We start from the raw sequence: 13280 nt of genomic DNA, 5'->3' as shown, positions 1-13280 counted from the left end.
GGATTCCGCTCTCCGCGGGGATGTCGCTCTGACGCGCTGGCAACACGCCCCGTGTCGGCTGTGGTGACGCTCTCGCTCATGGGAACCCATCCTGTCGTCATTGTCGTCGATGGCCGGTGCGGTCACGGTGACTCGGCGAACTCCGGTCGCACTGTCGTTGCCTCGGAACCGAACTCCGGGTGCCGTCGGCCAACTCCAGTGTGATCAGACTAATACGTACGTATTCCGGACGCAATTGTCCGAGGTGTTCCTCCGTCTGCCCGGCGGCGTGGCCGCGGTGCGGCGCACCCGCAACCGCTGCGGTGGCGAAGCTGCAGCAGCCGCGTCAGCAGGCGAAACTCCGGGAAACGCCTGTGGGCAGGCGTCAGAGGCCCTACACTGGCGCGATCTGCGGCGTCGACGGGCGCATCCGCGGCGGAGGGAACAGTCTCGATGGCCACCACACTCGTCATTGGCGCCACGGGATACCTCGGCCGCCATATCGTTGCCGAGCTCCAGGCACGCGGACACCATGTGCGGGCCATCACCCGCGATCGCTACCGTGCGGAAAGGCCCGGGCCCTGGGATGCTCCCCCGCTTGGGGGATCGACGACCGAACTCATCGTCGGCGAAATCACCGACCCTGTGATCACCGACGGCATCGCCGAGGGCACAGACCACGTCATCTCCGCCCTCGGCGTGACGCGGCAGAACGCCGACCCGTGGACCGTCGACAACCTCGCCAATCTCGCCGTCCTGCGCTCCGCGATCAAGCACGGCGCAACATCGTTCAGTTACGTGAATGTGATCGACGGCGAGCAGTGCCCCGCTCGCATCACGAGGGCGAAGACCGCATTCGCGCAGACCCTCGACCTCGCCCCCATCGTGTCGCAGCGCATCAACCCCACCGGGTACTTCTCCGACATGATGGAGATGTTCTCGGCGGCGCGCCGCGGCGTCGTACCGATCCTGCGCCCTGCGGGGCGGATCAATCCGATCCATGGCGCAGACCTGGCGTCCTACATAGTCGACCGCGCCGAAGCGGGAGAGAACGGCACGTGGGACGTGGGTGGGCCCGACGTCTTCACCTGGGCCGGCCTGGCAGAGGCCGCGTTCACGGCCCTTGGCAAGAAGACGAGGACCGTGCGGATACCGCCGCAAATCGTCCCGCCCGTACTGCGGCTGGCAGGCGTGTTCAATTCGCGCCTCGCCGACTCCGCGGCCTTCGCCACCTGGAGCATGCTCCATGATTGCGTCGGCACCCCAGCGGGCAGCCGCCACCTCGCAGAGTTCTACTCGCAGCAGGCTGGCAGATGACCCGGGGACCCCGGGCGCCGGCCGACTCGATCCATCAGCGAAGGGAAGCCCGCCCGTCGAACTGCTCGAGCCGCCGACGAGCGTGGCGCTCAGCGCCGAACCGCAGGGCACCATTCCGTGCAGTGCCGTGGTGGAGACTAGGGGAATCGAACCCCTGACCTGAAGCTTGCAAAGCTACCGCTCTACCAACTGAGCTAAGTCCCCGTGGGTGTGCCGTCACGTGATCCGGCACAGTCTACAGCCGGTGCCAGGTTTCCCGTCGATCGCGGAGGAACACGACGTAGCCGACGACGGCTGCGACCACAGCACCGGCGGGGAGGAGAAACCGCACGACCGGTGTCCCTTCGTCGGCGCCGAGGGTGGGCCTAGGAGGACTTGAACCTCCGACCTCTTCGTTATCAGCGAAGCGCTCTAACCGCCTGAGCTATAGGCCCTCGAACGAATCCAGACACTACCGTACGCCTTCGCCGGTTCCCAAATCGGTGGCCGGCATCCCGCGTTCGCGCAGGTCACACACCCGCTCAGTCCCGGTCGGCCAACGTCACTTCGACGCCGCCCACCATCTCCGAGGACATGTTGTAGATGAAGGCGCCGAGCGTGCTCAGCGCCGTCAGCAGCACGATGTTGATGATCCCGAGGATCGCCGCCACGCCGAAGACCTGCCCCGGCCCGACTAGCGCGGAGCTACTCTCTTCGGTGGAGATGATGTCGGACACACCGCTGTTGAGCCGGTCCCACACGCCCATGCCGTCGAGCACCACGTAGATGATGGCGACCGCCACCATCCATACCAGGAACAGCGCCACGGAGACCACCAGCGACACCTTGAGGGCCGACCAGGGGTCGATGGACCGCAGCTGCATGGAGGCGCGCAGGGGGCCGCGCCCGCGCCGCTTGCCCACGGTGACCGCCGTGCGCTGATGCGACTCGGGCTCGAGCTTCGTGTCCACGGGCGCGGGATGCCGCACATTGCCCAGGTCCGGCATCTCCGTCGCCGCGAGGCTCGATCGGTCGATGTGGCTCGTGGGGCCGTCGATCCCGCTCGCGGATCTACCGGCCGCCGCAGCACCGCCCTTGGTGGCCGATGAAGCGGATGTCCGCGAGGTCGGTGCGTCCGTCGTCTCCGGCGCGGGCCTGGCCTCCTGCGGCTCCTTGCCCAGCAGTTTCGCGGCCGCGGTGCCCGAGATGATGGGCCGCTTGGACGACTGCTGCTCGGTACGCCGCGGCACGCTGGCACTGGCGGAGGCGATGGTGCGCCCCTTCCGCGGCGCGCCGGCCCCCGCGCCCTTCGCATCACCGGGCGTCCCCTTCGACGCACCGGACTGCGGGCCCGAGTCCCTCTTCGGCTCGCCCGCGGGCTTGGCGTGCTCCTCGGACATCTCACGCTGATGCACGCGCTCCCGCATCCGCTCGGCCTCCTCGGCCCGCGCCCGCTGCGCCGGATCCTGCCCCTGGCCGGGATCCGTCGTGGAAGTCCGGGGCCGCTCGGGCGTACCGCCCGAGCCGGGGCGGGGGGCCGGCGTCTCGTCAGGGCTCACTTACGACTCCTCGGGTGCGTCGTTTTCGGTGGCGTCCTGCACAACATCTTCGGGCTCATCGGCGTTGCGTGCAATCGCCAGGAGCGTGTCGCCGTCGCCGAGATTCATCAGGCGCACGCCCTTGGTCTGCCGTCCGGCCTTGCGGACCTGCTTGGCGAGGGTGCGGATGACGCCGCCGCTGGACGTGATGGCGTACACCTCGTCGTCGAGGTCCACCATCAGCGCGCCCACCAGGTCGCCGCGCTTCGGGTCGTGCTGGATTGTCAGCACCCCCTTGCCCCCGCGTCCCTGCGCCGAATAGTCCTCGATCGCGGTGCGCTTGGCGTAGCCGCCGGAGGTGGCCACCAGCAGGAACGTGCCGCGGCTGACGGCGCTCATCGACAGCAGCGCGTCGTCGTCGTTGAACCGCATTCCCTGCACGCCGGAGGTCGCCCGGCCCATGGGGCGCAGCACGTCGTCGGCCGCGGAGAACCGGATGGACTGGCCCTTCTTGGACACCAGCAGCAGCTCGTCCTCGGACGAGACCAGGCGTGCGCCCACCACCTCGTCCTCGCCGCGCAGATTGATCGCCACCAGGCCGCCGCTGCGGTTGGAATCGAAGTCGCTCAGCCGCGACTTCTTCACCAGCCCGGCGCTGGTGGCCAGCACCAGGTAGGGCTGGTCTTCGTAGGTCTTGATCTGGATGACCTGCGCGATCCGCTCCTCCGGCTGGAACGACAGCAGGTTCGCCACGTGCTGGCCACGCGCGGTGCGCGAGGTCTCCGGCAGCTCGTACGCCTTGAGCCGGTAGACGCGGCCCTTCGTGGTGAAGAACAGGATCCAATCGTGCGTGGAGCACACGAAGAAGTGCGCGACGATGTCGTCCTGCTTGAGGTCGGCCCCGCGCACGCCCTTGCCGCCGCGCTTCTGGGAGCGGTAGAGGTCGGTCTTGGTGCGCTTGGCGTAGCCGGTCTCGGTGATGGTGACCACGACGTCCTCGCGGGCGATCAGGTCCTCGGCGCTGACGTCGCCGTCGGCGGGCACGATCCGGGTGCGCCGGTCGTCTCCGTGCTTGTCGACGATCTCGCCCAGCTCGTCCTTGACGATCTGCCGCTGGCGGTCGGGCCGCTCCAGGATGTCCTTGAGGTCGGCGATATCGCGTTCGATCTCCGCCAGGTCGTCGACGATCTTCTGCCGTTCGAGCGCTGCCAGGCGTCGCAGCTGCATCGCCAGGATGGCGTCGGCCTGGATCTCGTCGATGTCGAGCAGCTCGATCAGGCCGGCGCGCGCGATGTCGACCGTCTGCGAGGCGCGGATCAGCGCGATGACCTCGTCGAGCGCGTCGAGCGCCTTGACGAGTCCGCGCAGGATGTGAGCGCGCTCCTCGGCCTTGCGCAGGCGGTACCGGGTGCGCCGGACGATGACCTCGAGCTGGTGGGTGACGTAGAGCCGGATCATCTGATCCAGGCGCAGGGTGCGCGGCACGCCCTCGACGATCGAGAGCATGTTGGCGCCGAAGCTCGTCTGCAGCTGGCTGTGCTTGTACAGGTTGTTGAGCACCACGCGGGCGACGGCGTCACGCTTGAGGGTCACGACGATGCGCATGCCGATGCGGTCGTTGGTGTGGTCCTCGATCTTGGAGATGCCGGCGATCTTGCCGTCCCGCACCTGCTCGGCGATCGAGCTGATGAGGTTGTCCGGGTTCACCTGGTACGGCAACTCGGTGATGACGATCATCGTGGGGCCCTTGGGCTCCTCCTCGATCTCCACCACGCCGCGCATCTTGATCGAGCCGCGGCCCGTCCGGTAGGCGTCCTCGATGCCCTGCGTGCCGGTGATGAGGCCCGACGTCGGGAAGTCCGGCCCCTTGACCCGTTCCATCATCGCGGCGAGCGTGGACTCCTCGTCCGCCTCCGGGTTGTCGAGGCACCAGAACACCGCCTCGGCCAGCTCGCGCAGGTTGTGCGGCGGGATGTTGGTGGCCATGCCCACCGCGATGCCGCCGGAGCCGTTGGCGAGCAGGTTGGGGAACCGGCTGGGCAGGACCGTGGGTTCCTGCGTCTTGCCGTCGTAGTTGGGGATGAGGTCGACGGTCTCCTCGTCGATCTCGCGGAGCATCTCCATCGCCAGCGGAGTCAGCCGGGCCTCGGTGTTGTGGCTGACGAAACCATTGGTGAGGAACGCGTGATCATCGGAATCCACGCGGAGGCTGTACACGGGTTGCACGCCGTTGTCCGCGACGTCCGCGACCTCGGCGAAGTAGAAGCGGCCGTCGGTGAGCTCACGCGCGATGGCGAGGGCGTCCGGCTCCGTGATGTGCGATTCGATCTCGTCACGCCGGTGTTCCCACCGGGCGATGCGGTCGACGTTGTGGCGGCGCAACCAGTCACGATTGCGCCGGTCGGCGGCGCCGTGTTCACGAAGGAACCGACCGAGCCCCGGGACGTGATCGTGGCTCAGCGACCGGGACGTGGCGGCGGGGCTGCCCTGCTCCGCTGCATCGAGGATCGCCCGGAGCTTGGTCTGCTTGTCGCCGCCGAAGCCGATGTGCCGCGCGAACAGCTCCGCGTCGCGGCGGTTGGTGACGGCCACCTTGAATTCGCCGGTGGCATGCCGGTAGCGCTTGCTGATCACCCCGAACTCGAGGAGCAGTTGCTGCACCTCACGGGCCAGCCGGGCGCTGTACGTAGAGTAGGAGATCTGCACCGTGTTGCGCGGGATCTCCGAGCAGGAGCCGTCACCGGTGAACAGCGCTTCGAGGAACGTCCGCTTGGTGGAGGGTCCGGCGCGCCACACGAACTCGGGGATGTATTTCTCCGCGCTCCGCACGCCCACCATCTCGCCCAACACGGATGCCCGGAGCTGCTCGACATTCTGAATGTCGAGCTCATGCAGAAGCGAGCCCGATGCGATACGACGGCTCGACACGTAGCGTCGTCCGCCGATCAGCGCGTCGTACATGCCGACGACGAGGCCGAAATAATCCCTGTCGAGGTTGTTGAACCCGGCCCGGCCCTCCGAGACGAACCCCTCGCTGACGAATGCCCCCGCGAGCAGCGCCGCGGCCGTTTCCCGCCAGTCGCCCGGCCCGAATTCCTGCGCCGGCGTGCGCTGGATGACGACACGGTCGCCGCGGCGAATCTCGGACAAGAGCTTCCACAGCAGCGTCGGCACCCCGGCGACATCGACCAGGCACAGCACCGGGTGGTTGGTGGTGCCCGAGAGCGTGTACCCCTCGGCCGTGGTGACGGTCTGCGTTTCGTGGTCGCCCGAGTGGAAGAGCATGTCCGCGGCCACCGGCCCGCCGTGGCGGTCGAGGACCTTGAGATCCCGCAATGGCGTGTCGCTGTGCGGGCGTGCCCCGGGGACGATGTCGCCGATCCGCACTGTCGCACCCGTTGTCACCCGCACGCGCGCGTCCGCGGTGACGCAGTACCTCATGGCGGCTGCCGGGTCGTTGCCCGGGGAGCCGAAGTTGCCCTGCCCGTCCACCAGCGGGTACCGCAGCGACCACGGCTGGGCCATGCGCACCAGGGTGTCGTAGATGGCCGAGTCGCCGTGCGGGTGGTAGTGGCCCATCGTCTCGGCCACCGAGCGCGCCGACTTCACGTAGCTGCGGTCGGGCCGGAAGCCGGACTCGTACATCGCGTAGAGCACGCGGCGGTGCACGGGCTTGAGACCGTCGCGCACCTCGGGCAACGCGCGCCCGACTATGACACTCATGGCGTAGTCGATGTAGCTGCGCTGCATCTCCTGCTGAATGTCCACCGGTTCGACCCGGTCGTGCGAACCCTCCGGCGGCAACGTGGTGTCGGTCATTGGCTCCTCTTCTGTCCAGCCCGGTCCTGTCGTGCCGTGCCGTCCCGCGGCATGCGTGAACCTGGCGCAACCGCTCAAGTCTATAGGCGGGCGCCCGTCCACGCTGGTAGTGGGCGATGCGGCACGTCCCCCGTGCCGCTCATCGGAGCCGGTTCGCCGTCGAACCTGCGAAACCCCCGGTAGACCGGCCGCCGGGTCCGCGCCGCGATCCGAGGGCGATCAGCCGTAACACGAACCGGCAGACCGTAACGATCAGTTCACATCGGAGCAGCCGCACCGCAATACGCGCTCGCTAGTTTGAGGTCCTGCCACCAGCCGGGAGGATCCATGCAAACGCCGTCAAAACCGTTCTCTCCCAACATTTCCCACCATCACCTTGCAATGGACGGAGCCGGGGCATGACCGCCACGCACTGTCCGTACTGCGGGCTCCAATGCGCGATGACGGTCTCGGGCGACGTGCCGGGCCGCGCCGCGGTCACCGCCCGAGACTTCCCGACCAACCGCGGCGGGCTCTGCCAGAAGGGCTGGACCAGCGCGGAGTTGCTGGCGCACCCGGACAGATTGCGCACGCCGCTCATCCGGGACGACGCGGGCACTCTGCGTCCTGCCACCTGGAACATTGCGCTCGACGCCGTCGCCGAGGGCATCTGGCGGACCCGGCGGCGGCACGGGCGGGACGCGGTCGCGGTCTACGGCAGCGGCGGGCTCACCAACGAGAAGGCGTACATGCTGGGCAAGTTCGCCCGCGTCGCCCTGGGAACGGCGAGCATCGACTACAACGGCCGCTTCTGCATGTCGTCGGCGGCCGCCGCCGCCACCCGCGCGTTCGGGATCGACCGCGGGCTCCCGTTCCCGGTGTCCGACCTGACGGATGCGCGGGCGATCATCCTGTTCGGCGCGAACATCGCCGAGACGATGCCGCCGCTGCTGGGGCACCTGCGGTGCGCCGCCGCCGCGGGCGGGCTCGTCGTCGTCGACCCGCGCCGCACCCCCACTGCCGCGGCGGCGGAGGAGTCCGGCGGAATCCATCTGCCCCTCGCACCGGGCACCGACGCCGCCCTCGCTCTGGGCATGCTCCACATCGCGGTCACCGAGGGGTACATCGACCACGCGTTCATCGACGCGCGCACCCGCGGCTTCGACGACGCCTGGTCGGCGGCCGCCCGGTGGTGGCCCCACCGCGTCGAGACGGTGACCGGCGTGTCCGCCGACGCACTGCGCCGCGCCGTGCGGATCCTCGCCCGTTCACGCGACGCGGGCACCGGCGCCTACGTCCTCACCGGCCGCGGGGCCGAGCAGCACGCGCACGGGACGGACACCGTGTCCGCCGTCATCGACCTCGCCCTGGCCATGGGGCTCCCGGGGCGGCGGGGCCGCGGCTACGGCACCGTCACCGGGCAGGGAAACGGCCAGGGCGGCCGCGAGCACGGGCAGAAGGCCGACCAGCTCCCCGGCTACCGGCGCCTGTCCGATGCGCTGGACCGCGACCACGTCGCGCGCGTGTGGGGAGTGCCCGCATCGTCGCTGCCGGCACCCGGTGTCTCCGCTTACGAGCTGTTCGACCGCGCGGGCATGGACCGTGGCGTTCGCGCGCTGCTGGTGCACGGCGCAAACCCCGCCGTTTCCGCCCCCCGGTCCGCACACGTGGTCGAGCGCCTGCGCTCGCTGGACCTGCTGGTGGTCAGCGACTTCGTCCTGTCCGAGACCGCCGCGATGGCCGACGTCGTGCTGCCGGTGCTCCAGTGGGCCGAGGAGGACGGCACCACGACCAGCCTCGAGGGCCGGGTGCTGCGCCGCCGCCGCGCCGTATCCCCGCCGCCCGGCGCCCGCAGCGAGCTGCGGGTGCTCGCGGACCTCGCGGTGCGGTTGGGCCGGCCTGCGGAGATGTTCCCCACCGAGCCACGGGCGGTGTTCGACGAGCTGCGCCGCGCCTCCTCCGGCGGCGCCGCCGACTACGCGGGCATCAGCTACTCCCGCCTCGAACGGGGCGAGGCGCTGCACTGGCCCTGCCCCGCCGAGAACCACACCGGCACTCCCCGCCTGTTCCTCGACCGCTTCGCCACCGGCGACGGGCGCGCGCGCTTCGCCGGCGCGGACCACCGGGGCCCGGGCGAGGCCACCGATGACGAGCACCCGCTGTACGCCACCACCGGACGCATCCTCACCCAGTACCAATCCGGCGCCCAGACCCGCCGCATCACCGAGCTCGTGGACGTCGCCCGGGAGGCGTTCGTGCAGGTCCACCCCGACACCGCGGACCGCAGCGGCGTGCGTGACGGGGCGCTGGCGCGCGTGGTCGGCCGCCGCGGCGCCATGACGGCCCGGGTGCGCGTCGACGATGCGATGCGCACCGACACCGTGTTCGTCCCCTTCCACTTCCCGGGCCGCGGCCGCGCCAACCTGCTGACCAACCCCTTGCTCGATCCGACCAGCCGCATGCCCGAGTTCAAGGTGTGCGCAGTGCGATTGGAGGCCGCCGAATGACCGTATTACGCACTGCCGTAGGGGATCCGGATCCCATTCACGTCGTGGTGGTGGGCAACGGCATGGCCGGGACCCGGCTCGTCGAGCAGATCCGCGCCCACGATCCGCGCGGCGCGCGGGTGCGCATCACCGTCATCGGCGACGAGCCGCATCCCGCGTACAACCGGATCCTGCTGACCAACGTGCTCGCCGGCAGCATCGGCGCCGACCAGACGCGCATGCGCACCGGCGCCTGGGGCCCCGGGGATCGTGTCGCCGTGCGCACCGGAGTCCGCGCGACGGGCATCGACGTCGCCCGCAGGACCCTCGGTCTGGACGGCGGGCACCCGCCGGTGGCCTACGACGAGCTGGTCCTGGCGACGGGAAGCACTCCGAAGCGTCCGCACATCGACGGCGCCTATCGCGACGACGGCGCACCGGGGCCGGGCGTCGCTGCGTTCCGGACCCTGGACGACTGCGACGCGATCGCCGCTGCCGCGCGCCCGGGGGCGTCCGTGACGATCGTCGGCGCCGGACTCCTGGGGATCGAGGCGGCACGCGGCGCGCTGATGCGCGGCGCGTCCGTGACGCTGGTGCACCCGCAGGACTACCCGATGGACCGCCAGCTCGATCCCGACGGGGGCGCCGTCCTCGCCCGTTCGGTCCGGGGGCTCGGCGCCCGCCTGGTCGTCGGCCGGCGCGCCGCCGAGTTCCGCCGGCCCGGCGCGAATACCGGCGCGGAGCTCGTACTCGACGACGGGTCGCGCATCGCCACCGATCTGCTGATCCTCGCCGCCGGCACCGGTCCCCGCACCGATCTCGCTCGCACCGCCGGCATCGACGTAGCGGACGGGATCATCGTCGACGACGCCATGCGCACCAGCGCGCCGCACGTGTCGGCGGCGGGCGACTGCTGCGAGCACCGCGGAGTGGTCTACGGGCTGGTCCAACCGGCGTGGGAACAGACCTCCGTTCTCGCCGGGCGGCTGTGCGGCGCCGGCGGCGCCCGCTACTCCGGCAGCGCGCAGGTCACGCGGCTCAAGGCGCACGACATCGACCTCGTCGCCATGGGCCGCGTCGACGTCTCCGGCCACGACGAACTGCACGAGGTGCTCACTCTCGCGGATCCGGCGCGCGGGCGCTACGCCAAGGCCGTCGTCCGCGCCGGGCGGCTCGTCGGTGCCCTCTCGCTCGGCAATCCCGGCGTGGCCGGGGCGTTCACGCAGCTGTTCGACTCGCGCGGTCCGGTTCCGTCCGACCGGATGTCATTGCTCGTCGGACGCGCGCCCGCCGGGGGCGCCGCGCTTCCGGAGGACGCGGGCCCCGGAGCGGTGGTGTGCCGCTGCAATTCGGTGACCCGCGGCCGGATCGCCGAGGCGTGGCGGGGTGGGGCCACGACGAGCGAAGCGATCGCACGTTCAACCCGCGCCGGGACCGGGTGCGGCGGATGCCGCGATGCGGTCGCCGGCCTGTGCGGGCTCTGGAACACGCGCGGGCGGACAGGTCCGGCGGATGAAGGCGCTCCGGACAGACGGAACGGAAACGCAACGGAGGGAGACGCCGCATGAGCGCGAAGACACTGGTCGTGATCGGCCACGGGATGGTGGGGCACCGACTGGTCCAGAACCTGCGCCGGCGGGACGAGGCTGGAGCCTGGTCGGTGACCGTGCTCTGCGAGGAGCCGTGGGCCGCCTACGACCGCGTCGGCCTGTCGTCCTACGTCGGCGGGTGGGACCCGGGCCCGCTGGCGCTCGAGGGCAACGACTTCGCCGACGACCCCCTGGTGGACCTGCACGTGGGCGACGCCGCCACCACCGTCGACACCGCCGCCCGCTCGGTGCGCTCCGCGTCCGGGGCTATCCACACGTACGACGCGCTGGTGTTCGCCACCGGGTCGCACGCGTTCCGTCCGCCGATCCCCGGCAACGACCTGCCCGGCTGCTTCGTCTACCGCACAATCGACGACCTCGACGCGATCCGCGCCGCCACCGAGGGCCACGGCGGCGAGCAGGCGGTGGTCGTGGGCGGCGGCCTGCTGGGCCTGGAGGCGGCCGATGCGCTTCGCTCGCTCGGCCTCGTCCCGCACATCGTCGAACGGGGCGATCGGCTACTATCCGCGCAGGTCGATGCCGGCGGCGGCGCGCTGCTGGGCCGTCTCGTCTCCGAGCTCGGCCTGCACGCGCACACCGGCCTGGGCACCGAGGAGATCGAGCCCGCCGGCGGCCGGCTGGCGGTGCACCTGTCCGGCGGCACTGTGCTCGACGCCACTCTGGTGGTGTTCGCCACCGGAATCCGGCCGCGGGACGCGCTGGCCGGCGAGGCCGGACTCACCCTCGCGCCACGCGGGGGCATCGAGACCGACCTCGCGATGCGGACGAGCGCCCCCGGGGTGTACGCCGTCGGCGAATGCGCGGCGGTCGAGGGCACCTGCTACGGCCTCGTCGCGCCCGGTTACGCCACCGCCGACGTGGTGGTCGACCGGCTCCTCGGCGGCGACGGCGTGTTCCCGGGGGCGGACACCTCGACCAAGCTCAAGCTGCTGGGGGTCGACGTGGCGAGCTTCGGCGACGCGCACGGCATCGGCGACGGGGCGCTCGAGGTGGTGCTGTCCGATGCGGCCAAGCGCACCTACGCCAAGCTGGTGGTCTCGGACGACGCGTCGACCCTGCTCGGCGGAATCCTCGTCGGCGACGCCACCGCCTACACCACCCTCCGCCCACTGGTCGGATCGCCGCTTCCCGACGACGCGGCCGCGCTGATCTCGCCGGCCGCGTCGACGGCGGGGGCGGGCTCGCTCCCGGACGACGCCGAGATCTGCTCGTGCAACGCCGTGACCAAAGGGCGCATCTCCGCGGCCATCGCGGACGGCGCCTGCGACCTTGCCGCGGTCACTGCACGCACGGGGGCGGGGTCGACCTGCGGCGGCTGCCTTCCCGCGGTCAAGCAGCTCCTCACGTCGTCCGGCGTCGCACTGCCGAAGGCGCTGTGCGAGCACTTCGACATCTCTCGCGCCGAGCTGTTCGAGATCGTCCGAGCCACTCGCACGCGAACATTCTCCGCACTGCTAGCACGGTACGGCCGCGGCGCCGGATGCGAGATCTGCAAGCCGGTCGTGGCGTCGATCCTGGCCTCCACCTCCTCCGACCACATCCTCGACGCGGAGCAGGCGGCGTTGCAGGACACGAACGACCACTTCCTGGCGAACCTGCAGAAGAACGGCACGTACTCCGTCGTCCCGCGCATGCCGGGCGGCGAGTGCACGCCCGAACAGCTGATCGTCATCGGCGAAGTGGCCCGCGATTTCGACCTGTACACCAAGGTGACCGGCGGCCAGCGCATCGACCTCTTCGGCGCACGGGTGGAGCAGCTCCCACAGATCTGGCGCCGGCTGGTAGACGCCGGGATGGAGTCCGGCCACGCCTACGGCAAGTCGCTGCGCACCGCCAAGAGCTGCGTGGGATCCTCCTGGTGCCGGTACGGCGTACAGGATTCCATGTCGATGGCCGTGCGCCTGGAACTGCGGTATCGGGGACTGCGATCGCCGCACAAGCTCAAGCTGGGGGTATCCGGGTGCGCGCGCGAATGCGCGGAGGCCCGATCAAAGGACGTGGGGGTGATCGCCACGGAGAACGGATGGAACCTCTACGTGGGCGGCAACGGCGGGCAGACGCCGGCCCACGCGCAGCAGCTCGCCGGCGGACTCGACGACGACGCGCTGGTCCGCTGCATCGACCGCTTCCTGATGTTCTACATCCGCACGGCGGACCGGCTCCAGCGCACCGCCCGCTGGCTCGACGAGATCGACGGCGGCCTGGAGCACGTGCGGCAAGTGGTGTGCGAGGACGCCCTGGGGATCGCCGCGGGGCTGGAGGCGGCGATGGAGGCGCACGTCGCCGGGTACCGCGACGAGTGGGCCGCCGTGCTCGACGACCCCGGCACCCTCGAGCGATTCGTGTCCTTCGTCAACGCGCCCGGCGAGCCGGATCCCACCGTCGCGTTCGACGAATCGGGCCCGCGCAAGGTGCCGGTGCTCGTGGGCATGCCCGACTTCCCTGTTGCACGCACGTGAATCCTTCTGCCGCACCGAGGAAATGCTTACCGCAACCCAACGCGCGCGTAACCGGGACGAAACGGCCGGTCCATAGCGTGGGAGTCGCAACAGATCGTGGGGCCGCGCAGGCCC

6 protein-coding genes and 2 tRNA genes are annotated in these 13280 nt (G+C 70.5%); 4 read left to right on the top strand and 4 right to left on the bottom strand.

Translation table 11 applies throughout. The annotated features are described in order from the left end of the window. Positions 1-432: 432 nt before the first annotated feature. Positions 433-1296, top strand: coding sequence for an NAD(P)H-binding protein (locus tag FO059_RS00090; RefSeq protein WP_143905312.1), 864 nt, complete (start codon positions 433-435; stop codon positions 1294-1296). 128 nt (positions 1297-1424) lie between these two features. On the opposite strand, the gene FO059_RS00085 is transcribed toward FO059_RS00090, so the two are convergent. The 4 genes from FO059_RS00085 to gyrA form a co-directional block, all read right to left on the bottom strand. Beyond that, positions 1425-1500, bottom strand: a tRNA-Ala gene (locus tag FO059_RS00085). Positions 1501-1656: 156 nt separating this feature from the next. Beyond that, a tRNA-Ile gene (locus FO059_RS00080) sits at positions 1657-1730 on the bottom strand. Between the two features lie 87 nt (positions 1731-1817). Beyond that, positions 1818-2834 carry a DUF3566 domain-containing protein gene (locus FO059_RS00075; protein WP_233266986.1) on the bottom strand — a complete coding sequence of 339 codons (1017 nt, stop codon included), beginning with the start codon at positions 2832-2834 and terminating at the stop codon, positions 1818-1820. Further along, positions 2835-6632: an intein-containing DNA gyrase subunit A gene (gene gyrA, locus FO059_RS00070; RefSeq protein ID WP_143905310.1), complete on the bottom strand. Its 3798-nt coding sequence runs from the start codon at positions 6630-6632 to the stop codon at positions 2835-2837. Between the two features lie 398 nt (positions 6633-7030). Between gyrA and FO059_RS00065 the strand changes: the two genes are divergently transcribed. From FO059_RS00065 to nirB, 3 genes are read left to right on the top strand one after another with little or no spacing between them, the layout of a single operon-like run. Next, positions 7031-9118 carry a molybdopterin oxidoreductase family protein gene (locus FO059_RS00065; RefSeq protein ID WP_143905308.1) on the top strand — a complete coding sequence of 696 codons (2088 nt, stop codon included), beginning with the start codon at positions 7031-7033 and terminating at the stop codon, positions 9116-9118. A 44-nt stretch (positions 9119-9162) separates the two neighbouring features. Next, positions 9163-10665: an FAD-dependent oxidoreductase gene (locus tag FO059_RS00060; protein WP_235671099.1), complete on the top strand. Its 1503-nt coding sequence runs from the start codon at positions 9163-9165 to the stop codon at positions 10663-10665. Next, on the top strand, positions 10662-13166 hold the full coding sequence (nirB, locus tag FO059_RS00055) for a nitrite reductase large subunit NirB (protein WP_143905304.1): 2505 nt from the start codon (positions 10662-10664) through the stop codon (positions 13164-13166). Before FO059_RS00060 ends, nirB begins: the two co-directional genes overlap by 4 nt. Positions 13167-13280: the final 114 nt, after the last annotated feature.

Source organism: Tomitella fengzijianii (genome assembly GCF_007559025.1).
GTDB classification, from domain to species: domain Bacteria; phylum Actinomycetota; class Actinomycetes; order Mycobacteriales; family Mycobacteriaceae; genus Tomitella; species Tomitella fengzijianii.
The sequence above is the reverse complement of the archived record's forward strand: the minus strand, read 5'-3'. Positions and strand labels throughout refer to the sequence as shown.